Source organism: Pantoea sp. JGM49, assembly GCF_018257655.1.
Lineage (GTDB): Bacteria > Pseudomonadota > Gammaproteobacteria > Enterobacterales > Enterobacteriaceae > Pantoea > Pantoea communis.
The window spans coordinates 470574-495495 of sequence record NZ_JAERJM010000001.1 but is presented as its reverse complement, the minus strand read 5'-3'; the positions used below and the strand labels follow the sequence as shown (position 1 = coordinate 495495).

Genomic DNA, 24922 nt, shown 5'->3' with positions numbered 1-24922 from the left:
CATCAAAATTGGTGATATTGGCAGGCAATCAATATCAGGGTAATTATTAAGGGTTACTAATGGACTAAATGCAAATTCAGCTTCTATTTACAGAATCTCTCTGATTTATAAGCCTATTGCTTCACAACCTGTCATCAGTCGTATAAATGTGTCCTGGATCACACTTTTCTAAACAACCTCAATGATTACAACGGCTCCATAAAAACATTTCGCGCAATCTGGCGCAGAGCATTGCGCCAGATCATCGCAAGGGGGACTCAGTCACTTAGCACCGTTACCCAGTTCGCATCTTTACCAGCAGGCGCTTCACCCACACGCTTTAACGAACCACTTTTGGCATCAATGGCGTAGCTGCCTGTCACTGCGCTTTTTTCACCGCTGGCGATCAGCCATTTGCCGTCCGGTGTTATGGCAATACTGCGCGGCTGCTTCTCTACTGGCCAACTACCTATCAGCGTCAGTTTGCCACTGTGTTGATCAACGCGGTATCCGCTCACTGTGCTGCTGGTGCGTTCGGTCACAAACAGGAAATGACCGTTTGGCGTCAGATGAATATCGGCTGACCAGTTGCGTGGCGTGGTATCGCTGTAACCTGCCGGTCGCTCACGTCCATGCTGCAACTTATACTCTGTGGCTACGGCGTTGGGGGTTTCGCTGACTTTGACCAGTTCGCCACTCGGCTCGCGACGGAACTGGGTGATGATGCCGCCCATCTCACCGACGTTATACAGAAAGCGTTGATCCGGTGATAACACCGAATGACGCGGGCCATTTTCGTCGGCGGTTTTGACATAACCGTTGCCCAGCGCGCTGAGTTCCCCCTCCTCGCTCAGCTTCAACTGCAATACGCGGTCAGTACCGAGATTGCCGACGTAGGCGGTTTTACCGGCATTATCAACAATCACCGAATGTGCCGCATGGCCAGTCTTGTAGCTGCCCACCGGCGGTGCTATCACCTTGCCATCTTTGGCTAGCCGATAGACATGCACCACATCGCCATCGTAGGAGGCGCCCAGCAGGAATCGCCCCTGTTTATCGGTGCTGATATAGGGATAACTGGCCATGGCAGGCACTGCAATCCTCTGATTAAGGTCGCCCGTCGCGCGATCGATGTGCCAGCTCACCAGTTGCAGTGGTTTACTGCGAATGGCCGCGTATAAATGCTGGTGGTCAGCACTCAACGCCAGCGGCATCACTTTTCCGCCTGCCTGAGTGCGCCCCATCAACTGCAATGCGCCGGTTTGTTCGTTCAGCGTGTAGCGGGCGATGGTGCCATCATCCGCTTCTGATACGTAGACAAAAGTTTTTGCCAGCAATGGTGCGCTGAGCGCCATCGCCGTAAGTAATGTGGCTATGTGAAAGGTTTTCTTCATTTAATGTCCTCAGCGAACCAGAGCCGGACGTTTTGCGTCAAAACGCCAGTTATCAATCAAAAACTGCATGCCCAATGCATCGTTGCGGTTCTTATCGGGCAGTGCGTTATAGAGCGCATGCGCCTGCTCGACGCGTTCCATATTCAGTTCAATGCCCAAACCTGGCCCCGGCGGCAGCTCCAGATAACCATCACGAATTTGCGGTGGCTGGTGGCTGAGTGGCTGGCCATCCTGCCATATCCAGTGCGTATCGAAGGCGGTCTGACGATTGCCAGGTGCTGCAGCACCAAGATGGGCCACCATCGCCAGTGAAACATCAAAGTGATTATTGGAGTGGCAACCGGTGGTAAGGCCCCATTCGTTACACAGTTGCGCGACGACGTTGGCGTTGCGCATTGTCCAGAAATGGGGATCGGCGAGCGGGATGTCGATGGCGTTGAGCTGCAGAGCGTGCTGCAGCTGCCGCCAGTCATTGGCGATCATATTAGTGGCCACCGGCACGCCAGTGGCGCGACGGAACTCGGCCAGGGTCTCGCGCCCGGAATATCCCTGCTCTGCGCCACAAGGATCTTCCAGGTATGGCACCTTACCTGCCAGCTGTTTACCAAAGCGAATCGCTTCATCCAGCGACCAACTGGCATTCGGATCCACGGTGACGCGAGATTGTGGAAACCGCGACAGCAAGGCTTCCACGGTTTCGACTTCCTGCTCGCCATGCAAGACGCCGCCTTTTAGCTTGAAGTCCCGAAAACCGTATTGTTCTACTGCGGCTTCTGCGAGCCGTACCACTGCTGCACTGTCCATTGCCGGTTGATGACGTAACCGGAACCAGCCATCCGCTTCGTCATCACCCGAACGGTAGTGCATGTTCGTGCGTTGACGATCGGCGATATAAAACAGATAGCCCAACACCGGAATACGCTCTCGTTGCTTACCGCTGGCGAGCAGATCCGCTACCGGTAAATCGAGGAATTTACCCTGCAAATCGAGCAACGCAGCCTCAATAGCCGCCGCCGCGTTGTAAAACTTCTCTGGATTCATCTGCGGAATATGAATGTCATTGGTGTGCGAGGTGTGTTGCTGCCGCGCGTCGCTGGCGAACAGTTGGCTCAACGTGGCGTTAGCACGCATCAGTGAGCTACCGATAATCAGCGGGCGAAAATGTTCCAGCAGTTGCAAAGTTGAAGCGTGGCACGGCGTTTCCCCCACGCCGCTGTTGCCTGCTGAATCGGTAAGGATCACCAGAATGCGCGTGAAACAGCAGTTATGCGCCCCGCCGATGTTCAGCAGCATGCTGTCGTATCCGGCAACCGGAACGATACGCATCGATTTAATGACTGGTGTGTCGGACATGGTTTCTCTCCGTGTGACCGAATGCAGGGGGAACAGGTTTGCGTCGCAGCAGCAGCCAGACACCGGTGATTACCGACACGCTGGTCAGCGCATACAGCCCGCCGGTGGTGCTGCCGGTATGAAGTTCAAGATAGCCAAACACGGTGGGTGCAAAGAACCCGCCGAGGTTGCCGATGGAGTTGATGAGAGCAATACCAGGCGCGGCGATTGAAGCAGGTAATTCGCTTTGCGGCATTGGCCAGAAGAATGCCGCGCTGACTTTCGAGCCAATGCAAGCGACGATCATCGCGACAAAGCCAAACCAGGGTGTGCCGGTGGTGGCCATAAAGGTGCCGCACGCGGCAATCAGCATCGCAAGCCCCAGCCCTTTATCCAGCTTATCGCGGTAGCGGTCGGTGGTTTTACCCAGCAGGAACAAGGCAACAATGGCACATAACCACGGAACGGCGGTCAGCAAACCTATTTCAAAGCTGTTGTAACCCTGAATACGCTGGATGATTTGCGGCAGCCAGAAGACCAGGGTGTAACCGGTCATGGTCATGGTGAAAAAAATCAGACAATAGAACAGTAAGCTGCGATCGCGCAATAAACCCCAGCGGCCGTGCTCTTTAGCATGTACGTCACGAGCGGCATCCTCTAACGCTAACTGTGCTTGCAACGCACGTTGCTCTGCTGGGTTAAGCCATTTGGCATCCTGCGGTTTAGAGACCAGCACTAGCGCGGCCAGCAAACCAATCACAATCGATCCGCCCCCTTCCAGGAACATCACCCATTTCCACCCGGCTAGCCCGTTCACCTCATGCAGCATCAGAATGGCGCCAGTTAAGGGGCCGGAAAACAGAAAGGCGCTGGCGGTGGCACTCAGCACCATCGCGGTGGCACGACCGCGCCATGCGTTCGGCACCCATTGGCGAAAGTAGAATAAGACGCCAGGGAAAAATCCCGCCTCTGCCACACCCAACAAGAAGCGCAGGACATAGAAATGCAGCGGCGTGCTCACAAAACCGGTTAACACCACCACGATGCCCCAGGTAATCATGATGCGCGTCAGCCACACGCGTGCCCCGAGTTTTTTCAGCATCATATTGCTGGGCACTTCGAACAGCGCATAACCAATAAAGAACAATCCTGCGCCCAGACCAAAGGCTGCGGCACTGATCCCCGCATCCGTCTGTAATTCGGCTTTGACGAATCCAATGTTGGCTCGGTCAATCTGGTTAACAATCAGCATCAGCGCCAGCATCGGGATGATGCGACGGAAAAACTTAGCGATTGCGGAGGCGATATGCGCGTCGTGATCTGCTGCTAAATCATAAGATTGTTGAACCGTCATGCGTCACCTATTGGGTTAATTGCACCGCTATAGGTATACGCAGTCGATTAAAGAGCAGTTATGTGAGAATGCCCGAGACCGTTTGTGCAGATGTTGAAGGGGCTTTTATGTTCAATGCGTTAGCGGTTTTCCCAGCGTAAAGTTTTGTGTGGGTTTGTGCGCTGGCTCACTGGGAAGATAGATACCTCCCAGCGCTATTAGAGCAATGAGTCAGTTTTTCGTTTTTTAGGTCGTTTGACGTCAGTGGTTAAAAATACATTGTTAGTCGCCACGCTGCGAGTCAGAGACTGGGCGATTGATTCCTTAAGCGCAGGGAAATCATCGAAAATCGGGTTGTTATTTATTTGGTCACTTATGATATCTGCGAATTGCTCAATGATATCAGCAGGCTTGATGATTTTAAGCTCACGCGCAAACTTCAGCAGATTATCTCGATTGGGGAATAGTTTGCTTTTATTTAATTTAAGCGCCAACTCTTTATCAGTAGTTGGATAAATGTCTGTATTGACCACGTCATAGAGTGGGGATAACTTGGGTGATCCATTATTTTCACTTGCATACAGTAATGAAAAATTCTTCAAATGCGCGTCACCGTTGCCTACCATGCAGCTAAAAAGAACATAGCGCCAATACAACTCAACCTGGGACTGATCGCGCGTAAATAAACTCACAATTTTCCCACCGGTTTCATAAGAACCACTGTATTTATGGTCTGATGTTTTCCCTGATAGCACACAGAAGTCCTCCATTGCCAGACGTCTATTATGCTGAATATCAAAGCGTTCCATAATAAAAAGTTCTTTATTATCAGAAAGCCAAAAATCGGCAACTGGCAAGCCACAAAGCTTCGCCAGGGACATACAGATAAATTCATTTTCCGCTAATCGTGGGTACTCTTCATCACCCGTTTTCGCTATAAGATTTGGGTACAACACGGTACCACGATTCTCAGTGCTGATCATTACCTTAGGCTGCACACCCGAAATGGAGGTTTGTAGCAGGTATTTATTTAGCAAATATTGAAAAGCGCTTTCTTTATGATCCCAGCGAAGCAAATCATCCAGTTTTTCCGGTGAAGGCCGCGGAAAATCGATCTCACTTTTATACGATAATGCGCCTATTCCAGTGTCCTGCTGTAATGCGAGGAAAAGCATATCACTCACGTTCCCCACATAACGGCGTAAACGTTCAGCGATGTGGTAGCGAACATAGCCTTCAGGTATGTTCATCTCAAAAATATTAAATAATCGACTACCGTTATAACTGATCCGATTTTCCGCCAACATGGTAAGCGATACGGGGCGTGCCATTTCAGAGAAATAACTGAAATTGTAACTCCCCCGTTCATGCAACAATCTTCCGCTGTACTCACCCCCGCTAAACACGTCAATGTAACGCAGTGGCTTTGCCAATTGGTTGAAATCAGTCATCGTTAAACAATTCCTCCAGTTCATCCAGTTGCGGTATGCCCGCAGACTGCACGGAAAGTTTTAGTTCGAGCGTATTGAGATACAACGTCAATACTTTGAGTGACCCAGAATAAAGGCCGTTCTCAATCTGCGAGATCACGGTGCGGTGAACACCCGAATGCAAGGCTGCTTTGGCTTGCGTCCACCTTTTCGCTTTACGTTTTTCCTGGCACTTTCTGCCGATATCTTGCATGCCTGGCAGCATACGCCTCCAAATGTTGTTATATAGCAACATATATGTAAAAAACACCTAATTGTTATTATATAGCAACATTTCAAGATTGCGACAAACTCTTAAATAGGTTTCTACTACACTTGCCTGATTCAAATGAGTAAAGAGGTTTACATGACGCAATCCCCTGACAGCAATCAAGCCTGGCTATTGGCATCGCGCCCCGATGGCGAACCGGTTAAAGAGAATTTCCGGCTTGTTGAACGACCTATTCCCTCCATCAAAACAGGTGAAATGCTGCTCCGCACGGTTTACCTCTCACTGGATCCTTATATGCGCGGGCGCATGGATGACAGTAAATCCTATGCGCCTCCGGCACAACTTGATCAGCCAATGGTCGGCGGTACAGTTTCACAGGTGGTTGAATCGCAGCATCCCGATTATAAAACCGGTGACTGGGTACTGGCAGGCAGCGGATGGCAACGTTATGCCGTCTCGGATGGCACTGGCGTAGCGAAAATCGGCGATCTGCCCCACCCATCCTGGGCGCTGGGCATTCTGGGGATGCCCGGCTTCACCGCTTACATGGGCCTGATGGACATTGGGCAGCCAAAAGCAGGCGAAACCCTGGTGGTCGCCGCCGCGACGGGCCCGGTGGGAGCCACCGTCGGGCAACTGGGTAAGCTCAAAGGCTGTCATGTGGTTGGCGTTGCCGGTGGTGAAGAGAAATGCCGCTACGCGATTAAAAACTCGGGTTCTCAGCCTGTCTCGATCACTATCGCGAGGATTTTGCTGAACAGTTGGCGAACGCCTGCCCGGACGGGATCGATATCTATTTCGAGAACGTTGGTGGCAAAGTGTTTGATGCCGTGTTCCCGCTGTTGAACACCGCCGCTCGCGTACCGGTTTGTGGACTGGTCTCAACCTATAACAGTGGCAAAACCCTACCCGCTGGTCCTGACCGTACGCCACAAATCCTGAGTGGGATATTGAAGCGCCGAATCCGTATGCAGGGGTTTATTATTTTCCAGGATTACGGTGATCGATATCCGGAATTTCTGCAGGCGATGACGCCATTGGTTGAACAGCAGAAAATTCACTATCGTGAACACATGATCGATGGATTAGAAAATGCACCACAGGCGTTCTTCGATATGTTGAAGGGTAATAACTTTGGTAAAACCGTGGTCAAAGTGGCTGAAGAAGAGTGATAAGGGCCGGTTATTCTTAACATTAAATAACCGGCTAAATAGCAGCGTTATCTCTGTTTGGCCTGCGGCAGCAAGAGTTCCGTCAAAATTTTATTACGCTGTTTTTTGGTCAGCCAAAACATGCGTGGAACCCACGCCGGACGCGGCTGCGCGGCATAGAAATGCTGCATTTCATCTAACCAGGTTGCGTTGTTCATTGTTCCCTCCTTTGTTAAAAAAAGTATGAAGGGAAAAAACCGGAACAAATAGTGAGAGGATTATAAAATTTGTTCCGGGTTTAAACAGTCATGGCAAATCCAGGGAAAATTTAACGCCCTTTCTTTTTACGACCAGGTTGAGCAAAGCGCTGACGTCCTGCTGGTTTGGCCGCAGCTTTCTCTGGAATCTTTGCACCGTTCGATGCGACTTTTTTCGCCGCTGCTGCTGGTTTCTTTTTCGCCTGGCTTTGCTGCGTTTTTTTGTCTTCGGATGAAGAATCCTCGATCAAGTTAAACAACTCAATCAATTCGTCATCAGTAAAATCACGCCATTCCCCCAGCGGGATGCCTTTCAGACTGACATTCATGATACGCGTACGTTCAAGCTTGGTGACTTCGAAGCCAAAATGCTTGGTCATTCGGCGAATCTGGCGGTTAAGACCCTGAACCAGGATGATACGAAACACAAAGGTCGACTCTTTCTTCACTTTGCATTTTTTGGTCACAGTACCCAGCATCGGCACACCCGCCGCCATCCCGGCAATAAACTCGTCGGTGATGGGCTTATCTACGGTCACCACGTACTCTTTCTCGTGGTTGTTACCGGCGCGCAGGATCTTATTGACCAGGTCACCGTGGTTGGTGAGGAAAATCAGACCCTGTGAGTCTTTATCCAGACGGCCGATCGGGAACACGCGTTTACTGTGGTTAACAAAATCACCGATGTTATCGCGTTCACCCTCTTCCATAGTGGTAATAATGCCCACCGGCTTGTTGAGCGCAATCAGCACTAAATCTTCTTCGTTACGCGGCTCGATCAACTGCCCATTCACTTTCACTTCATCCCCGGCAAAGACCTGTGCGCCAACGGTCGCGCGCTTGCCGTTAATAAAAACGTTGCCTTGCTCTATGTAACGATCGGCATCACGTCGTGAGCAGATTCCGCTCTCGCTAATGTATTTGTTCAGGCGCGTGGATGAGTTGGGCAGCATGGTTCCTCCGAAAAAAACGGACTATACAACAACCTTAGACGTTGTGTAAGACACGGTTAAACATCATTGTTCTAGCTTGTAACCTCATCACCGTTTGGTAACAGCACACTAACATTGTGGTTGTTCCTCAGGAATCGATCAGCGACAATCGCCATCCATCGCGTTTTCTTATGACAGAGTATGACCTTCATGATACACCTGCGTCGCGCCAGCTGGATAACATCGCTGCGGACTTTCCTTGCCCGTCTTTGGCCGCATCCGTTACCGGTCGCCAAAAAACAGAGAGTGATGGCCAGCATCGGTGCGGGCCTCGGCCTGATGATCACCAGCCTGACCAGCCACTGGCTGCTTGGTGAGGTCAACTTATGGTTTGTGGCACCGATGGGGGCGTCTGCAGTGCTGCTTTTCGGCTTACCGAATAGTCCGTTGGCGCAACCCTGGTCGATTGTTGGCGGGAATCTGGTCGCAGGCGTGATAGGTGTGACAACCGCGATGTATGTGCCCTATCCCGCAGTCGCTTGCGGCATTGCGGCTTGTCTCGCCATTGCCGTGATGTTTCAGCTGCGCTGCTTGCATCCTCCCAGCGGGGCGGTGGCGCTGACAGCGATTCTGGGCGGCAGTGGCGTTCAGCAATTGGGATATCAGTTTATTCTCTCTCCCGTGCTGCTAAATTCCGTGTGTCTCGCTGTACTGGCAATCATTTTTAATAATCTTGCGGGTCGCCGTTACCCGCATCCGCTGGCTGCTAACGAACCTAAAACGAATTCAGTGGCGCTTGAAGTGCCAATTACTCGCGATGATCTGCATCAGGCACTGGAGAACGGTCAGCTTCTCGACATTGACGAGGATGATTTGCAGCAGTTGTTAAAGCGCGCTGAAGAGATTGCCCGTCGTCGGCAACAGTTACCGCCACAGCCCCTGAAGCGCGCCGGTTAAATTGCAGGCGATATGAGCCCCGCCGGCTGATCGCATTAACACAAACCTCGGCTTATCTCCCCGCCGAAACCGTGAATCCTTACACCATTATCATCCACTTCGACCACCGCAAAGGGCACTTCGGCTGGGCCATCGAGCATGCCCTTCATGGTATAAAACCCTGTCTGACCGATGTATGCAGCGTTGCCGCGGTGGTCATGTCCTGAGAAGCAAAAATGTATGTTGTAACTAGATAGGAGATTCACCAGCACACTGGCGTTCATCAGTATATGCGTGGTGTGAGGCGCCAGCGGGTAATGACCAAACACCCCCACTTTTTCCCCCCGTTGCTGAGCTTCAATCAATTGCTGTTCAATCCAGTTCAGCTGCTGCTGACCGACGGCACCGTTCCATGGCTGAGCCTGCGGCTGTCGCTGCGCCTTTAATTCCGCTAACAGGTTCTCAGCCTGGTAATAGTCATCACCATTCAGTGCATTGCAGTACAAACTGACATCGTTACCGTCATAAACAATAAACCGCCACCCCGCTAAGCGAAACGAGTAATAACTTTTGGGGAGTGCCGCACGATTATTCAGATGCTGAGCAAGGGTTTGCGCATCATGATTCCCCAACACTACCGCATGCGGATGCACCAACTGGTCATACAGCGGCAGAATGGCGGCATAGCTTGCCCAATCGCGGTCAACCAAATCCCCCAGCGTGACAACAAAATCCAGCGGTTGCTGATTCAGGGCTTCAATTGCCTGCGGTAACTTATCAAGTGCATGACGGTAGTAGAGGTTATTGGCGATATCAGCTTCGACATCGGCATACTGCGGATCAGCAATCACACCGAAACGCAGCACGTTATCCATCATTGCAGGACGTAAATCAGGTAAAGCATAAAGCTCGGCCACATCGCCGAGGAGTTCGCGCTGCAAGGATGTCAATGGATGCGGATGAGTCACGAAAAACACTCCTTAGCGAATACCAGCACGCATGAACGACTGAATAAACTGGCGCTGGAAAATCAGGAACAGCACCAGCAACGGCAAGGTGGTCATCAAGGTAGCGGCACCAATGAGCGCCCACTGTACACCCTGCTCTGGCGCCGAGAACAATTGCAATCCGACGGTGAGCGGTCTTACGTTGACGGAATCGGTAATCACCAGCGGCCACAGGAAATCATTCCAGTGGAAACTGATCGAGACCAGGGCAAAAGCGATGTAGATCGGTTTCGCCAATGGAATGTAGATTTTGCGCAAGATATAAAACCGACTGGCTCCCTCCACAATCGCCGCCTCTTCCAGCACCAGTGGGATACTTTTGAACGTCTGACGCAGCAGGAAAATGGCAAAAGCAGAGGCGAAATACGGCAATGCTATTCCCGTTAAAGTATCGCGCAGCCCAAACGCACCGATGGTTTTGTAATTGTTCAAAATCAAAACGTCCGGACTAATCATCAACTGCAGCAGGATCAGCGCGAAAATAACTCCTGAGAATTTCATTTTGAAACGCACCAGCGCATAGGCCGCCATGGTCGCCAAAATTAACTGCACCACAACAATCATCAGCACCAGCAAGGTGGTATTGAGGAAGTAGCGGGCAAACGGCGCGGCATGCCAGGCCTTGATGAAATTATCAAAGGTCAGCGGTGAGAACAGCGAAAAACTGGCCTGATCCGATGCAGGATGGATTGCTACCCACAGGGCGACCAGAATCGGCAACAGCCACAGCAGCGCGGCCAGCCAAATGATGAGGTTCAGACACCAGCCACCCAACGCGTTCGTCTTCTTCATTGATAATGGGCTCGCTTGTCCAGCAGCGTAAATTTAATCAGCGCAATCGCCGCCAGAATCACCAGCAATACCACGGTCATCGCCGCGGCAGCAGGCATATCCCAGAAACTGAATGCGGTGCGATAGATATAGAACAGCAGCAGACTACTGCTGTTGTTGGGGCCCCCGTTGGTCATGGCAATCACCTGATCGACAATGCGGAAGGCGTTCATCGAAGCATTGATCAACACAAATAGCGTCGTTGGCATCAACAGCGGCCATTGCACGCGACGGAAAAAGTAACCGCGTGAAGCCCCTTCAATCGCTGCCGCTTCATTGAGGCGGGGATCGATCTGCTGTAAGGCAGCAAGATAGAAGATCATAAAGAAGCCCGCTTCACGCCAGACAGAAACCGCCATCAGACAATAAAGGGACGTGCCCGGCTCACCGAGCCAGTTCACGGCAGGCAGTGAGAACAGCGCCAGCAACTTATTCAACAGCCCCAACTGAGGAGTGTAGAAAAACAGCCATAGGTTGGCGATGGCAATCATTGGGAGCAATGATGGAATAAAAAACGCCGCGCGGACCAGCGAATTTGCCGCCAATCGTCGATTCACAGCCAGCGCCATCATTAACGCCAGCGCGACGGCCAGCGGAATGGTGATCAGTGCATACAACAAGTTGTTCCAGAGCGACTGGATGAAGATATCGTCATCCAGCAAGGCCATGTAATTATCCAGCCCAACAAAGTGGGCCGGATGATTATTACGGGAAGCGCTGAACAGACTCTCCCAGATCGTCGCCACCGCGGGATAATGCGTAAACAGCAGCAAAAAACTCAGTGCTGGCAAAATCAGCAGGTAACCATAAAGCTGCGTCGACCAGAATGCGGGACGACGCTGCGCCGTACTGGCATTTATCGTGCTCATCGCGCTTCCATTACTGGTAGGACTTCAACAGGCGATCCGCTTGCTTCTGCGCACCTTCAAGCGCTTCTGCCGGGGTTTTTGCCTGGGTCACCGCCGCTTCGACAGCATGGTTCAACGCATCCTGAATCTGTACGCTGTTGTAGGTCGAGAGTTCTGGCTGCGCATACTTCAACTGCTCACGCGCGACCAGCGCCTGAGGGACCTCTTTCACGTAGTCTTTCATCACCGTGGTGTCCCATGCTGCTGGAGATGTCGCCACATAGCCTGTCGCGATACTCCAGCGCGCAGCTTGCTCCGGTGAAGTCACCCAGCGGATAAACGCCATCGCGGCTTTTTGCTGCTCGGGTGAGGCATTCTTAAAGACGTAAAGGTTACCGCCGCCGGTTGGGCTGCCACGCTGTGTTTTCTCTGGCAGCATCGCCACACCAAATGGGAATTTGGCGTTATCGCGCACGTTGGTCAGGTTACCGGTGGTGGTGACCATCATGGCGGTTTTACCGCTGATAAAGTCCTGTGGTGTGGTACCCCAGGCGATGGCGCCTTTCGGTGACACTTCTTCTTTTTGCCCGAGGTCGGTCAGCCATTGCAGTGTTTCAACGTTACCAGGGGTGTTGAAATGTACGGCCGTGCCTTTTCCGTTATCCAGACGACCGCCATTGGTGGCAGAGAGTCCCTGGAAGTTCCAGTAACCGTTTGGCGTGGACGGAATCTCGATGCCCCATTGGCTCACGCCGTTAGCATCTTTGATGGTCAGTTTTTTACTGAATTCCACCACCTGCTGCCAGTTGGCCGGCGGTGTGTCGCCATTCAAGCCAGCTTTCTCAAAGGCCTGTTTATTCCAGTACATCACCACGGTTGAACGCTGGAATGGCACGCCCCACACTTTGCCATCAATGTGACGCAGGAACGCTGGATAGAATCCATCGATCCATTTTTTACCTTCATCATCGGTCGCCAGATCGCTGGCGGCGACAATCGCGCCCGCATCAATCAGGGAATAAGCCTCAATGTCACCAATGACCGCCAGCTGCGGAGCATTGCCACCCCGAAACGCGGTCAGCGCTTTGGTGACGGTTGTCGCATAGTCACCGGTATACACCGGCTGAATGCTCACTTCCGGATGCACTTTTTCGAAATCAGCCACCAGCGCGTCAACGGTGTGGCTGACTTTGCCACCGACCGCGATCGGATAGTACATCTGCAATTTAACCGGATCGGCGGCAAAAGCGGAAACCGTAGTACAGAGCAGTAAAGCAGAGGCCAGGCGTGAGTAACGAATCGCAGACATGATTATCCCTTGGGCGAAAAACAACGGTTAAACAGCGTATTTTTTCTGTGAAACAAACATCTGTTGCTCGGCAGACAAACAGCGCTTGCCGGTCGTGGTGGAAAACAGATATTGACGGGTTGCGGACCACTGCAAGCCGACCTGGCTGTCCTCGACAAAATGCTGCATGCCGGGCACTTTTACGGTGATGGCATCGGACAGACCCGCGAGTTGGCACACCAGTAAAGTGTCAGCGCCCATGTATTCGTAGCTGATCACTCTGGCCTTTAAGGCAGCGAGCTCAGGTGAGATCAGTTGAATATCCTCGGCGCGCAAGCCCAGGCTCAGAGCAACTTCATCACATTGCTCAACTACCGGCGCCGGTAAATGGCTAAGATAATGACGGTTTTCTTTGTTGTGCAACGGCAGGATATTCATAGGTGGCGCGCCGATAAACTGCGCGGCAAAAACCGTGGCGGGGTTGTTATAGAGATCGTTCGGTGTGCCTTGCTGCTCGATGTGGCCGTCATTCAGCAGAATAATACTGTCCGCCATGCTCATCGCTTCGGTCTGGTCGTGCGTGACATACAGCATGGTGAGCCCCAGCTTCTTCTGTAAGGCACAAATCTCACGGCGCATGCTTTGGCGAAGTTTGGCATCAAGGTTGGACAGAGGTTCATCCATCAGACACAGGTTGTTATTCGCGATAACCGCCCTTCCCAACGCCACACGTTGCTGTTGGCCCCCCGAGAGCTGAGATGGCAGGCGATCAAGCAACTTATCCAGTTCCATCAGCTTGCTGACGTCATCCAGTCGGCTCGCAAACGTCTGCTTGTCTTCCCCACGCGCTTTTAAGCCAAACAGCAGATTCTCGCGGACATTCAGATGTGGAAACAGCGCATAGGATTGAAAAACCATCGAGAGTTTGCGCTGCGATGGGGGCAAATGAGTGATATCAGCGTGTTTAAAGTGGATTTCACCGCGGTCGGCAGTTTCCAGCCCGGCAATGGTGCGCAGCAGAGTAGATTTTCCACAACCGGAGGGCCCAAGCAGCGCAACAAAGCTCCCTTCTGCGGCATCAAAGGTAATGTCATTGAGGGCAATTTTTTCCCCCCAGGCTTTAGTGATGTGATGTAGCGAAAGGTGGCTCATGCATCCGCAGTCCTGAAAACAGAATGGCGGTAAGCTAGCTCAGGGAAATGAAGAATTTATGTTGCTGGGGTGACGGTTGGGTGACTGGAACTGGCTACCCTGCTGTTATAAGGGAGTGAAAAAACCTGCCGTGCAGTTTATATAAAGTCAAAAGGACGGCGATAATTGCCGTGCAACTCAAACACAACAAACCAAAACTTCCATCTGGTTTGCTTAATTTGAAATTAACGGCGATAATTGCCGTCATATGACCATTATGCAAACCAAAAGCAATGTTGAACGCTGAAAGTCGTCAAAGGCTGAAACAGATACTTCCTGCGGGATTACTCGCCACTAAACCCTGGTTGGTGACACAGGGTTTAAATCCGCACTTCATTGATAACGCGGTCAAAAGCCAAACCCTGCTGACACTGACCCCTGGGGTGTACGTCCGCGAAACATCGCAGGTTAACTGGAAAGGCGTTGTCACCTCATTGCAAAGAATGAGTCTCTTCCCCGTCCATGTCGGCGGATTGAGCGCACTCGATCTGGAAGGACTCGCACATTATCAATCACGTAGCAAACATATCCACATCGAGCTATACGCAGAAACGGCATTGCCTGCATGGCTGAATAAAATTGACAGCAACATTCATTTTGCATGGCACAGCACCCGCCGGTTATGGCCAGCTTCACTGATGCAGGAAATACGCTATCTTCGTGAAGATCACTGGCGAGAGTCACTTCCGCCCTTGCTCTACTCTACACCCGAAAAAGCGATTCTTGAGGCCCTGGCCGGGGTTCCAACAGCAATGAGCTTTGAACATGCAGATCAACTGATGCAGAGCTTGCCTACTCTATCGCCCAAAAAAGTGGATGCGCTTTTGCGTGCCAGCTCCAGCATCAAGAGCAAACGATTATTTTTATGGCTGTCTCAGCAGCATAATCATGCCTGGTTCAAATACCTTAAGCCGGAAGAATATGATTTAGGTGTGGGTAAACGTGAAATAGCACGTGGCGGCAGATTGGATAAAACATGGAATATTACCGTCCCCAGGGAGTCGAATTAATGGACCGCCAAAGTGTTTATTGGTGGAAATTACATAATTTATCGAATATGCAGCCATCTAAACACACTGAGGCGCTGGCGAAACTCAAAGAGGTATTGCTAATAACCACTTAGCTAAGCCATGCAGCATGGCTTAGCCACGGAATAGGATTTACTGCGACATACTCAAAATCGTCCGAATATTTTGCGCCGTGGTCGCTACAATGTCGATCGCCCCGGTACGCAGTGCGCCGAGTAGTGCCATCGCTTTGGTATTCTCGGAGGCAATGGCAATCACGCAGGGAATTTTACGTAATTCCTCGATGCTAAGACCAATCACCCGGTCATTCATCACCGTATCCACATGCTGTCCCTGGGCATTGAAGAAGTCATAACCCGCAACATCCCCGGTGACGCCCTGATTCACATGCGCATCGATGATCTCATGCGGCGTAAACCAGCCGAGTTTCACCATATAGCTGTTTTCATTCATATCACCGATACCCACCAGCGCCACATCGGCCTTACGTGCGCGATCGAGCGTCTCTTTGATGGTGCCATTCTGCATAAAGGCATCGCGTAGTGCGCGGTTCTCGACATAGGCGGGGGCGTACAGGGTTTCACTGGTACCGCCAAATTTCTTGGCGAGTCGACGGCTGATATGATCGGCGTTAATCGCATCACCGGGACGATGAGTCCCACCAATGCCGCTGATAAACAGGCAGTTACGTGTCGGCACCTGGCCGGGGTAATCGGCGACAGCGGCGACGTTGCGCCCTTGCCCGACAGCGACAATCGCATTGTCTTTTAATGATTGTGCCAGATGGGCTGAGACTAACGCCGCTACCTGACGACGCTGTTCTTCATCGTCCGGCGAATCCAGTGCAATGAGCGCGCGTTGTAGTTGGGGGAAACGGCTTTGCAGCTGTTGTTCAAGGCGCGTACTGAACACCGGATGGTAGCGCACATTAATTTCGACGATGCCCTCTTCACGCGCACGTTTGAGCAGTCGGCCAACTTTAATGCGGGATATCCCAAACTTACGCGCAATCTCCTCCTGGGTGATTTCGTCCTGATAATAGGCCACCGCAATTTCTGTCAGCAGCTCGGAGTCCTGAGAAAGCGTGTTTTTTTCCATCCGTTACCTGTCTTGTATCGTGACACCTGATTTAAGGAGGGAGTTATATCATTGATACGACTCGCTTCGCCAGACAGCAGCGAGGCGAGTCGCAGGTTGCATCACGCTTAACGTTTAATGGCGTCGATTTTCAGCATGCGGGCAATCACGATATCCAGCTCTTTCTGATCGAAGATCTGCTTCCAGTCTGGCTTCACAATCTTCTCGCGACCGTATTCCATGGCGATCATACAGGCATCAGAGAACGGGTTGGTGGCGCGGAAGGCCACGGCCAGTGCGATCTGAATATGGCCATACAGCATCGCTTTGGCCGCTTCTTCCGGCACGCCGCTGTGCTTGACGGTCTCATCCAGTGCTTCTTTCATAAAAGCACCCACCATGCAGGCCACGGTTTCCACCAGCGTTGGCTCCAGATAGGCCAGCTGCGTCACCGTTACCCAATGCACTTCCTCTACCGGACCGTACATCACTCTAATGACTTTGCTCAGTTCGGCTTTCTGCGCATCTGAGCCGGTTTCATACGAAGCCGCCACATGCTGTACCGCCGCGATGCCACCGAAGGCATCCGCGTGCTCTTCTTTGGTGTAGCGCTCCAGGAACACGGAAGGATGGCAAGGGTGCGCCACCGCATATTCGATGCCGTCACGATGGGCAATCAGGTTTGCGTAAGCCGCAGCCGGGTCCAGCGTCAGCAGAATCGCACCGGCCTTCATCTGTGGCACCACGCCCTCAGACACTTTGCCCAGAACGATATCCGGTACCGCCAGAATTACCACGTCACTGACCGGCACAACGGAAGCGGCATCAGACAACTCACGGCCTTGCGCCGTGACTTGTTCCTGCGCCTTCGGTGAGTTCTCAACGTAAAACACCTGGTAATCGCTTTTCTGGAAGTTGGCAGAAATGCGCATACCCATTTTGCCGCCTGCGCCAATTACGGTGATGGTTTTCAATGCATTGCTCATTGATATAACTCCTGATCTTGTTTACTACGTAAGAATTCAACGGTGCGGCGCGTCCATTCGGCTTCGCGCTCGCAGGTCAGCACGGCATCGTCCTGCCACGGCAACCAGTGTTCAACGATTTGATTAATTTCTCTTTCTGCCGGACGCACGCTGGCGATCATCCGGTCATAGTCCAGCAGGCCTTCGCCCATCAGGCAGCCAGCATAGGTAAAGCCGACCCAGCCATCACGACGCGTAAAGGCAAAATCTTTAATGTGCAGGTTGCCGACGCGCGCCGCCGTATTGGCGATCACCTGTTCAGGCAATTCCAGTCCTGCTACGCAGTTAGCGGGATCGAGACACACGCATAACCACGGCGAAAGAAACTTATTGATCACCGACATCATCGCGCCGCTGTTGACCTGCTCATACGTCTCCAGGCACAGACGCACCTGCTGACGGGCGAAATCAGGCAACACCGCACCAATCAACTCTGCCGCTTCATCCAGTGACGGACGGTGATCAGCGGTGTAGAACATGGAGCGCACCACATGCGCATCAAGAATGTTCGCCATATGCAGATATCGACGCAGATGCGCAGTGCCTAAGCCACGTGTGCCTAACTCCAGGGTGATGCCCAGCTTGTCGGCCAATTGGCGAAGGTCCTGCAACTGCGCATCAGACCAGCTTTCAATCGCCGGATAATCACAAATCTGGAATACCGAGACATCCATCTCGGCGGTCTGCTGCAGCATCTGCTCCAGCGATAGCGGGTTGGGCACTTTGCTGGACATGCGCCAGAAAAAGGCATAAGTACTGAGTCCGATACGGCTCATTAACGGATCTCCTTCGCCAGCACGCTGGCCTCTTCAATGATTTGCGCCAGTGCATTCGGGTCATGGGCAAAACGGCCCAGGAACAGACCATGAACGCCAGTCCCCAGACGCTGAATCAGCCCCGGCCCGGCGCTGCCGCCATAAATGATTTTTAAGGTGATACCCTCCGGCGTTTTCAACTGTTGCAGGCCCGAACACACTGCGCGGATATAGCTATCCGGTGCAGGTTGTGGTGCACCAATCGCCCACTGCGGCTCATAGGCAAAGAACACCTCGCCTTTTAGACCTTGTTGCACTGCATCAGCCAATGCTTCCGCCAGTTGCTGTTCGCACAGTGCGATAGCCTGATCCGGCCCGGCCTGCTGTTCTTCGCCGATACACAGCACCGGAGTTAATCCGTGTCGCAGCGACATAGCCACTTTGGCAGCAATCTGCGCTTTATCTTCATGAAAGTGGCGACGACGTTCAGCGTGACCGATTTCGGCCAGTGAGCAACCGAGCTCCTGCAACATGCTGGCGCTGACCTCACCGGTCCAGGCGCCGTTCTCAGCCTGGCAAACATCCTGGCCGCCATAGCGCACCGGTGTTTTTGCAAAAATGTCAGCCACAGCGGGAATAGCCGGATAAGCGGGCAGTACAAACAACCCGACATCACCGTTTTTCACCGCCGGCAACTGAGCCAATCCGGCGACTTTGCGGCACCAGTCCAGTGTCTGCTGGTAACCGAAATACATTTTCAGGCTGACGCCGAGCCAGATTTTGGGCTGAGACATCATTACGCTCCTTGCTGAGAGGCTTTATGTTCTTTTAGCAGATCGCCAACGGTATTGACGATCATCGCCAGTGAAATGGCTCCCGCATCTGGCGTACCGACACTTTTTTCGGCTAGCGGACGCGCACGACCCATTTTCGGCACCAGTTGAGCGGTGTCTTGTGCGGCCTTATCGGCTACCTGCGCCGCCGCCAACCAGGCATCGGTCAGTGAAGCACCCTCTGCGACTGCAGCGTTAAGGCTGTCGCTAAACGGCGCCAACACATCGACCATGGTTTTATCGCCCACCTTCGCTTTGCCAAAGTGCATAATGCCCTCTTTGGCTTCGCGTACGCCGGTTGCAACGCGTTGCGCATTGGGTGACTGCTGATCGCCAATGGCCGTCCCCAGCGCAGTTAATGCCACACCCCATAGTGCACCCGATGTGCCGCCAGCTTTATCGGCCCAGGCATCCGCAGCACGGCACAACAGGCTGCCGGCACCTGCACCACGCGCAGCCACTTCACGCGCCTTCTCCACCGCGCCCAGCACGCCACGTTCCATACCGATACCGTGGTCACCGTCACCGGCCACTGCATCGATATCACCTAATTTTTTCGCGTTACGCTGTAACAAATCTGCCACTGATTCCAGGATATGTAACACGCGCTGTGCGCTCTGCTGGGACTCAGCTGAAGCCTGCGGCAATGCTTCTTCCGTGCTCTCTTCACGCTCTTCCGCACTTAGCGGTTCCGCGATCAGCACGCTTCCTTTGCGATAGGCTGGTGCATTTGCCGGCGCACACCACAGTGTCTCCAGCTCATCGTCCAACCACATCAGCGTCAGCGATGCGCCCGCCATGTTGAAGCTGGTAACAAACTCACCGACATCGGGCTGAACCACTTTAAGTCCTGCAGCGTCCAGCAGTTGTGCCACGCGGCGATACACCACGAATAACTCTTCATACTTCACTGAACCCAAACCGTTGAGGATCACCGCCACGCGATGACCTTCAATCTGTTTGACGTCGGCAGGTACTTCGCCTAGCAGACGTTCAACAAACAACTCGGCCAACTCATCGGCACTCGGCACATCAGTCTCACTGATACCCGGCTCACCGTGGATGCCCAGACCGAGCGCCATGCGCCCTTTCTCGACTTCAAATAAAGGATGCGTGGCACCCGGCAAGGTACATCCGCCAAATGCCACACCGAAAGTCCGCGTACGATCGTTAGCGTGTTGTGATTTCTTCAGCACGGTCGCTAAATCGTCGCCCGCTTCTGCCGCTGCACACGCTGCTTTAAACACACACAAATCGCCGGCCACACCACGGCGCTTCACCCGTTCGTCTTTACTGGCGCTGGAAATATCGTCCGTTACCGCCAGAATTTCACAGGCAATACCTTCGGCACGCAGGCGTTCGCAAGCCTGGCCGAAGTGCAGTACATCGCCCGCATAGTTCCCGAACATCAGCAACACGCCCGCGCCGTTATGTGCCGCTCTTGCCACGTTGTAGATCTGCTGAGCAGACGGCGAAGCAAACAGGTTCCCCATGGCTGCGCCGTGTGCCAGACCTTGTCCAACCAACCCGGCGAAGGCCGGATAATGACCGGAACCGCCGCCCACAATCACCGCAACCGTATTGGGTTGGCTGCGCGTGCTGCGCACCACACCACCGGTGACCTGACGAACTTTATCGGCGTTGGCGGCGACAAAGCCTTCAATGAGTTCAGCAGCAAAGGCTGAAGGTTGGTTAAACAGGTACGTCATTTTAGTGCTCCTGTGCGATAGAGGTCGGCTGAGACTGCGGGCGCTGGCGATTCAATAACAGCATAAGGACGGCTGACAGCAGCATGAAGCCACCGACCACGAACATCGGTAACACATAGCTGTTGGTGGCGTCGTGCAGTGCGCCAGTGATGTAGCCCGCGGAGAAGCCCGCCACGTTTCCTAAGGTGTTGATAAGTGCGATAGCCGCTGCGGCTGACGCGCCGGTCAGGAACTGCGTTGGCAGTGTCCAGAAGTTAGGCAAGGCAGCAAAGATGGAACTGGCAGTAATCGCGATCACCATGATGGTGGTGAACGGTGAATCCATATACAGCGCCAATGGCACGCTGATACCACCGGCCAGCGCTGGAATCGCGATGTGCCAGGTTTTGCAACCACGACGGGTGGCATCTTTTGACCAGAAGTACATCACCACGGCAGCAATCAGGTATGGCACGCCGGTGATCAATCCCTTCTGCATCACGTTAAAGGTAGTGCCGAACTGCTGCTGGAAGCCGCCGATAATGGTTGGCAGGAAGAAGGCCAGCGCATACAGGCCATAGATAAAGCCGAAGTAGATCAGGCACAGCGTCCACACACGGCCGTTGCCCATGACGGAGCGCAGGCTATGTTTCTTATGGCCCTGCTTCTGTTGATGCTCCGCTTCCAGCTCGTTGGTCAGCCAGGTCTTCTCATCTGCGGTTAACCATTTCGCCTGACGCGGTGAATCCACCAGCCAGAACAGCGCCACAATACCGATCAGAATCGCTGGGATGGAAACACCCAGGAACATTACGCGCCAGCCATCCAGACCGAACAGACCGTGTTGCTCAATCAAACCTGCCGCCAGGGGCGCACCGAATACGACGGTCAGCGGCTGTGCCAGATAGAACAAGGACAGGATTTTGCTGCGATGACGTCCCGGTACCCACATGCTCAGATAAAGAATCGCACCCGGGAAGAAGCCCGCTTCAGCAATACCCAGCAGCAGGCGCAGCGTATACAGGCCTTCGACACTGCTCACCCAGGTGAACAGCAGCGAGACGATACCCCAGCTGATCATGATGCGTGCCAGCCAGCGACGTGCGCCGAACTTATGCAACGCCAGGTTGCTCGGCACTTCCAGCAAGATATAACCGATAAAGAAGATGCCGGATGCCAGACCAAACTGCACACCTGTCAGACCGAGGTCCTGCGTCATGCCATTTGGGCCAGCAAAAGAAATTGCGGTGCGGTCAAGGAAGTTAATAAAGAACATCAGTGCCACGAAAGGCACCAGACGCCAGGAGATTTTGCTGATAGCGGATTTCTCAACCGCCGTCATGTTTTGCTGACTCATAACGCACCTCCGTGACGTGCGTGGTTAGAACTGTTGTTTGGTGTTGACCAGACGCGAAATGAGCGCTGGCTGCAGGTGTACTGAGAGGTACGGTGTAAATGACACATGTTCGAGTCCTCAAGGGGTCTTCTTGTACATTGGTATCGTTATGCGAACAAATGAACACTACACGTATAAATGTACATCTCTCAACTGCAATGATTGAAAATGTGAGCCTGCTCATGAGATTTGATTTTGGCCCTGAATCGAAAAAATTACGCAGAAATGCGGCGCAATCCGCGCGGTATCAACCCCCTTCGCGCTTTGCATCACAAAATCAGTACGCAAGACACATGAACAACCATTGAACATATGATTGGATTTGTGGCAGGCTATCGATGAACATCTTCTCGCCTGCATAACAAACGTTCAGGCGTCAGAACTAAACCCTGCTGGAGAATGACGATGAAAACTATCGCAATTGGCGCCGATGATGCGGCTATCGAATTGAAAAACATCATTAAAAAACTGCTTGAAGAGAAAGACTTTCAAGTTACGGACTATACCAATGACGCACAAAATGACCGTCCGATGTACCCGGATGTGGCATTTGCGCTGGCAACCGCTATCCAGAAGAATGAATTTGAGCGCGGCATCCTGCTGTGCGGCACCGGTATCGGCGTGGCAATCGTGGCCAACAAAGTGGAAGGCGTGCGTGCGGCACAGTGCCATGACACCTTCTCTGCTGAACGTGCCCGTAAAAGCAACAATGCTCAGATCATGACCATGGGCGCACGCGTTATCGGTCCAGAACTGGCGAAGAACATCGTCAATGCCTGGCTGGCCTCAGAGTTTGAAGGTGGTGGCTCCACCGCCAAAGTCGAGAAGATCGGTTACTACGAACAAGTTTCACATACTAAATAATCACCGACTTCTTACCTCTGGAGAACCTTATGTCAACACGCCGGGAAAGAGCCAACGCCATCCGTGCTTTAAGCATGGATGGCGTACAACAAGCCAAGTCAGGTCATCCGGGTGCCCCTATGGGCATGGCGGACATCGCCGAAGTTTTGTGGCTCGATTTTTTACAGCACAATCCAAACAATCCTAAGTGGGCTAACCGCGACCGCTTCGTCCTGTCGAATGGCCACGGTTCGATGCTGATTTACAGCCTGCTGCACCTGAGCGGTTATGATCTGCCACTCAGCGAACTGAAGAATTTCCGTCAACTGCATTCAAAAACGCCGGGTCATCCGGAATACGGTTATACGCCAGGCGTTGAAACCACCACCGGCCCGCTGGGTCAGGGGATCGCCAATGCCGTCGGCTTCGCGATAGCCGAACGTACGCTGGCGGCGCAGTTTAACCGCCCTGGCCACGACATCGTTGATCACCATACCTATGTGTTTATGGGAGACGGCTGCATGATGGAGGGCATTTCACACGAAGTCTGCTCCATCGCCGGGACGCTGAAGCTGGGGAAACTGGTGGCCTTCTATGATGACAACGGCATCTCTATTGATGGTCACGTTGATGGCTGGTTCACCGACGATACCGCCGCCCGTTTCGAAGCGTACGGCTGGCACGTGGTGCGTGACGTAGACGGTCATGACGGCGACGCGATTAAGAAAGCGGTTGAAGCAGCCAAAGCGGTCTCGGACAAGCCTTCTCTGCTGATGTGCAAAACCGTGATCGGTTTTGGCTCACCGAACAAAGCCGGTACCCACGATGTGCATGGCGCACCACTGGGCGACGACGAAATTGCACAGACTCGTCAACAGCTGGGCTGGCACCACGCGCCGTTCGAAGTCCCTTCAGAACTTTATGCGCAGTGGGATTCGAAAGAGGCCGGCCAGGCGAAAGAGTCCGCGTGGGAGGCAAAAGTCGCGGCTTATGCCGAGGCTTACCCGGAACTGGCGGCGGAGTTTAACCGTCGTATCAAAGATGCGTTGCCGGATAACTGGGAAACTGAGTCGCAACAGTTTATCGAGCAGCTGCAGGCCAATCCGGCGAAAATTGCCAGCCGTAAAGCGTCGCAAAATGCGATTGAAGCCTTCGGCAAGATTCTGCCGGAATACCTTGGGGGTTCTGCTGACCTGGCACCCAGCAACCTGACGATGTGGTCGGGTTCTAAGCCGATCAATGAAGATCCCGCGGGGAATTACATTCATTACGGCGTGCGTGAATTCGGTATGACCGCGATCGCCAACGGTATCGCGCTGCACGGTGGTTTCCTGCCTTACACCGCCACCTTCCTGATGTTTGTCGAGTACGCGCGCAATGCGGCACGTATGGCGGCGTTGATGAAAGTGCGTCAGATCATGGTCTACACCCATGACTCCATCGGCTTAGGCGAAGATGGCCCCACCCACCAGCCGGTCGAGCAGATGGCAAGCCTGCGCGTGACGCCAAACATGAGCTTATGGCGTCCGTGTGATCAGGTTGAGTCTGCGGTGGCATGGAAATACGCGATTGAGCGCGTCAACGGCCCTACTGCCTTAATCTTCTCGCGTCAGAATCTGGCGCAGCAAGATCGTACCGCTGAGCAGTTGGCTAACGTGGTGCGCGGCGGTTATGTGTTGAAAGACAGTGAAGGGGATCCAGAGCTGATCCTCATCGCCACCGGTTCAGAAGTGGAGCTGGCGGTTGCTGCGTATGAGCAATTGACGGGCGAGGGCCGTAAGGTGCGCGTAGTTTCGATGCCTTCAACCGACGCCTTCGACAAGCAGGACGCGGCTTACCGTGAATCTGTGCTCCCTAAAGCGGTGGCCGCGCGTGTGGCGATCGAAGCCGGTATCGCCGATTACTGGTTCAAGTACACCGGTCTGCACGGCGCGATTGTCGGCATGACCACTTTCGGCGAATCCGCGCCAGCGGAGCTGCTGTTCAAAGAGTTTGGTTTCACCGTGGAAAACGTGGTTCAAACGGCGAAATCGATTCTGTAAATGGTCAACGCCAGAAATGGCGTGCGCCTGGCTACATAAGATGTGAGATGCCTCC

22 protein-coding genes and 1 pseudogene are annotated in these 24922 nt (G+C 53.0%); 5 read left to right on the top strand and 18 right to left on the bottom strand.

The genetic code is table 11. From position 1 onward, the window contains the following. Positions 1-257: 257 nt before the first annotated feature. From JK231_RS02475 to JK231_RS02455, 5 genes are all read right to left on the bottom strand, one after another. Positions 258-1373, bottom strand: a complete 1116-nt coding sequence (locus JK231_RS02475; protein ID WP_211727912.1) for a beta-propeller fold lactonase family protein — start codon at positions 1371-1373, stop codon at positions 258-260. 9 nt (positions 1374-1382) lie between these two features. Then, the gene (locus tag JK231_RS02470) at positions 1383-2726 is read right to left on the bottom strand and encodes an enolase C-terminal domain-like protein (RefSeq protein ID WP_097117146.1); all 1344 of its coding nucleotides are present in this window, start codon (positions 2724-2726) and stop codon (positions 1383-1385) included. Beyond that, positions 2704-4059 carry an MFS transporter gene (locus tag JK231_RS02465; protein ID WP_097117147.1) on the bottom strand — a complete coding sequence of 452 codons (1356 nt, stop codon included), beginning with the start codon at positions 4057-4059 and terminating at the stop codon, positions 2704-2706. The genes JK231_RS02470 and JK231_RS02465 overlap by 23 nt, the downstream gene beginning before the upstream one ends. A gap of 197 nt (positions 4060-4256) precedes the next feature. After that, a complete protein-coding gene (locus JK231_RS02460; RefSeq protein WP_097117148.1) occupies positions 4257-5489 on the bottom strand; it encodes a type II toxin-antitoxin system HipA family toxin in 1233 nt (410 codons plus the stop codon). Continuing rightward, the gene (locus JK231_RS02455) at positions 5482-5733 is read right to left on the bottom strand and encodes a helix-turn-helix transcriptional regulator (protein WP_058960556.1); all 252 of its coding nucleotides are present in this window, start codon (positions 5731-5733) and stop codon (positions 5482-5484) included. Before JK231_RS02455 ends, JK231_RS02460 begins: the two co-directional genes overlap by 8 nt. Before the next feature lie 141 nt (positions 5734-5874). Between JK231_RS02455 and JK231_RS02450 the strand changes: the two are divergent. Continuing rightward, positions 5875-6911, top strand: a pseudogene (locus JK231_RS02450) (NADP-dependent oxidoreductase). Positions 6912-6958: 47 nt separating this feature from the next. Here the strand turns inward: JK231_RS02450 and JK231_RS02445 are convergent. Continuing rightward, positions 6959-7108, bottom strand: coding sequence for a hypothetical protein (locus JK231_RS02445; protein ID WP_160832916.1), 150 nt, complete (start codon positions 7106-7108; stop codon positions 6959-6961). 110 nt (positions 7109-7218) lie between these two features. Then, positions 7219-8100, bottom strand: a complete 882-nt coding sequence (gene rluF / locus JK231_RS02440; protein ID WP_034823556.1) for a 23S rRNA pseudouridine(2604) synthase RluF — start codon at positions 8098-8100, stop codon at positions 7219-7221. 189 nt (positions 8101-8289) lie between these two features. On the opposite strand from rluF, the gene JK231_RS02435 reads away from it, so the two are divergent. Further along, the gene (locus JK231_RS02435; protein ID WP_211727982.1) at positions 8290-9036 is read left to right on the top strand and encodes an HPP family protein; all 747 of its coding nucleotides are present in this window, start codon (positions 8290-8292) and stop codon (positions 9034-9036) included. A 35-nt stretch (positions 9037-9071) separates the two neighbouring features. On the opposite strand, the gene JK231_RS02430 is transcribed toward JK231_RS02435, so the two are convergent. The 5 genes from JK231_RS02430 to JK231_RS02410 are packed head-to-tail and all read right to left on the bottom strand — an operon-like array spanning position 9072 to position 14141. Next, on the bottom strand, positions 9072-9983 hold the full coding sequence (locus JK231_RS02430) for a metallophosphoesterase (RefSeq protein ID WP_211727911.1): 912 nt from the start codon (positions 9981-9983) through the stop codon (positions 9072-9074). A 12-nt stretch (positions 9984-9995) separates the two neighbouring features. Then, positions 9996-10814 carry a carbohydrate ABC transporter permease gene (locus JK231_RS02425; RefSeq protein ID WP_058960559.1) on the bottom strand — a complete coding sequence of 273 codons (819 nt, stop codon included), beginning with the start codon at positions 10812-10814 and terminating at the stop codon, positions 9996-9998. Beyond that, on the bottom strand, positions 10811-11722 hold the full coding sequence (locus JK231_RS02420) for a sugar ABC transporter permease (RefSeq protein WP_058960560.1): 912 nt from the start codon (positions 11720-11722) through the stop codon (positions 10811-10813). The genes JK231_RS02425 and JK231_RS02420 overlap by 4 nt, the downstream gene beginning before the upstream one ends. Before the next feature lie 10 nt (positions 11723-11732). Beyond that, the gene (locus JK231_RS02415) at positions 11733-13010 is read right to left on the bottom strand and encodes an ABC transporter substrate-binding protein (protein WP_211727910.1); all 1278 of its coding nucleotides are present in this window, start codon (positions 13008-13010) and stop codon (positions 11733-11735) included. A 27-nt stretch (positions 13011-13037) separates the two neighbouring features. Next, positions 13038-14141, bottom strand: a complete 1104-nt coding sequence (locus tag JK231_RS02410) for an ABC transporter ATP-binding protein (RefSeq protein ID WP_211727909.1) — start codon at positions 14139-14141, stop codon at positions 13038-13040. A gap of 272 nt (positions 14142-14413) precedes the next feature. Between JK231_RS02410 and JK231_RS02405 the strand changes: the two genes are divergently transcribed. Then, positions 14414-15190, top strand: coding sequence for a type IV toxin-antitoxin system AbiEi family antitoxin domain-containing protein (locus JK231_RS02405; RefSeq protein ID WP_211727908.1), 777 nt, complete (start codon positions 14414-14416; stop codon positions 15188-15190). Positions 15191-15340: 150 nt separating this feature from the next. On the opposite strand, the gene JK231_RS02400 is transcribed toward JK231_RS02405, so the two are convergent. The 6 genes from JK231_RS02400 to JK231_RS02375 all read right to left on the bottom strand — a co-directional run bounded on the left by JK231_RS02400 (position 15341) and on the right by JK231_RS02375 (position 21943). Then, complete coding sequence (locus tag JK231_RS02400) at positions 15341-16306, bottom strand: sugar-binding transcriptional regulator (RefSeq protein ID WP_097117155.1); 966 nt, start codon at positions 16304-16306, stop codon at positions 15341-15343. Positions 16307-16413: 107 nt separating this feature from the next. Next, positions 16414-17271, bottom strand: a complete 858-nt coding sequence (locus JK231_RS02395) for a phosphogluconate dehydrogenase C-terminal domain-containing protein (RefSeq protein WP_211727907.1) — start codon at positions 17269-17271, stop codon at positions 16414-16416. Further along, positions 17268-18086 (bottom strand): TIM barrel protein, encoded by an 819-nt coding sequence (locus JK231_RS02390; protein ID WP_097117156.1) that lies wholly within the window; start codon positions 18084-18086, stop codon positions 17268-17270. Before JK231_RS02390 ends, JK231_RS02395 begins: the two co-directional genes overlap by 4 nt. After that, entirely contained in the window at positions 18086-18859 is a 774-nt protein-coding gene (locus JK231_RS02385) for a triose-phosphate isomerase family protein (RefSeq protein WP_211727906.1), read from the bottom strand. Before JK231_RS02385 ends, JK231_RS02390 begins: the two co-directional genes overlap by 1 nt. Before the next feature lie 2 nt (positions 18860-18861). Continuing rightward, positions 18862-20607, bottom strand: coding sequence for a dihydroxyacetone kinase family protein (locus JK231_RS02380; RefSeq protein ID WP_211727905.1), 1746 nt, complete (start codon positions 20605-20607; stop codon positions 18862-18864). Between the two features lies 1 nt (position 20608). Then, positions 20609-21943, bottom strand: coding sequence for an MFS transporter (locus JK231_RS02375; RefSeq protein WP_034823583.1), 1335 nt, complete (start codon positions 21941-21943; stop codon positions 20609-20611). 444 nt (positions 21944-22387) lie between these two features. Between JK231_RS02375 and JK231_RS02370 the strand changes: the two genes are divergently transcribed. Together JK231_RS02370 and tkt are read left to right on the top strand one after the other, a co-directional pair. Next, a complete protein-coding gene (locus JK231_RS02370) occupies positions 22388-22846 on the top strand; it encodes an RpiB/LacA/LacB family sugar-phosphate isomerase (RefSeq protein ID WP_039328632.1) in 459 nt (152 codons plus the stop codon). 29 nt (positions 22847-22875) lie between these two features. Then, the gene (gene tkt, locus JK231_RS02365) at positions 22876-24867 is read left to right on the top strand and encodes a transketolase (RefSeq protein ID WP_211727904.1); all 1992 of its coding nucleotides are present in this window, start codon (positions 22876-22878) and stop codon (positions 24865-24867) included. Positions 24868-24922: the final 55 nt, after the last annotated feature.

Bases quoted from the DNA above. Each gene is read 5' to 3' on its own strand.
- JK231_RS02475 (WP_211727912.1), bottom strand. From the start codon at position 1,373: ATGAAGAAAACCTTTCACATAGCCACATTACTTACGGCGATGGCGCTC.
- JK231_RS02375 (WP_034823583.1), bottom strand. From the start codon at position 21,943: ATGAGTCAGCAAAACATGACGGCGGTTGAGAAATCCGCTATCAGCAAA.
- JK231_RS02385 (WP_211727906.1), bottom strand. From the start codon at position 18,859: ATGTCTCAGCCCAAAATCTGGCTCGGCGTCAGCCTGAAAATGTATTTC.
- JK231_RS02420 (WP_058960560.1), bottom strand. From the start codon at position 11,722: ATGAGCACGATAAATGCCAGTACGGCGCAGCGTCGTCCCGCATTCTGG.
- rluF (WP_034823556.1), bottom strand. From the start codon at position 8,100: ATGCTGCCCAACTCATCCACGCGCCTGAACAAATACATTAGCGAGAGC.
- JK231_RS02455 (WP_058960556.1), bottom strand. From the start codon at position 5,733: ATGCTGCCAGGCATGCAAGATATCGGCAGAAAGTGCCAGGAAAAACGT.
- JK231_RS02410 (WP_211727909.1), bottom strand. From the start codon at position 14,141: ATGAGCCACCTTTCGCTACATCACATCACTAAAGCCTGGGGGGAAAAA.
- JK231_RS02370 (WP_039328632.1), top strand. From the start codon at position 22,388: ATGAAAACTATCGCAATTGGCGCCGATGATGCGGCTATCGAATTGAAA.
- JK231_RS02415 (WP_211727910.1), bottom strand. From the start codon at position 13,010: ATGTCTGCGATTCGTTACTCACGCCTGGCCTCTGCTTTACTGCTCTGT.
- JK231_RS02390 (WP_097117156.1), bottom strand. From the start codon at position 18,086: ATGAGCCGTATCGGACTCAGTACTTATGCCTTTTTCTGGCGCATGTCC.
- JK231_RS02380 (WP_211727905.1), bottom strand. From the start codon at position 20,607: ATGACGTACCTGTTTAACCAACCTTCAGCCTTTGCTGCTGAACTCATT.
- JK231_RS02460 (WP_097117148.1), bottom strand. From the start codon at position 5,489: ATGACTGATTTCAACCAATTGGCAAAGCCACTGCGTTACATTGACGTG.
- JK231_RS02400 (WP_097117155.1), bottom strand. From the start codon at position 16,306: ATGGAAAAAAACACGCTTTCTCAGGACTCCGAGCTGCTGACAGAAATT.
- JK231_RS02435 (WP_211727982.1), top strand. From the start codon at position 8,290: ATGATACACCTGCGTCGCGCCAGCTGGATAACATCGCTGCGGACTTTC.
- JK231_RS02405 (WP_211727908.1), top strand. From the start codon at position 14,414: ATGTTGAACGCTGAAAGTCGTCAAAGGCTGAAACAGATACTTCCTGCG.
- tkt (WP_211727904.1), top strand. From the start codon at position 22,876: ATGTCAACACGCCGGGAAAGAGCCAACGCCATCCGTGCTTTAAGCATG.
- JK231_RS02470 (WP_097117146.1), bottom strand. From the start codon at position 2,726: ATGTCCGACACACCAGTCATTAAATCGATGCGTATCGTTCCGGTTGCC.
- JK231_RS02425 (WP_058960559.1), bottom strand. From the start codon at position 10,814: ATGAAGAAGACGAACGCGTTGGGTGGCTGGTGTCTGAACCTCATCATT.
- JK231_RS02465 (WP_097117147.1), bottom strand. From the start codon at position 4,059: ATGACGGTTCAACAATCTTATGATTTAGCAGCAGATCACGACGCGCAT.
- JK231_RS02395 (WP_211727907.1), bottom strand. From the start codon at position 17,271: ATGAGCAATGCATTGAAAACCATCACCGTAATTGGCGCAGGCGGCAAA.
- JK231_RS02445 (WP_160832916.1), bottom strand. From the start codon at position 7,108: ATGAACAACGCAACCTGGTTAGATGAAATGCAGCATTTCTATGCCGCG.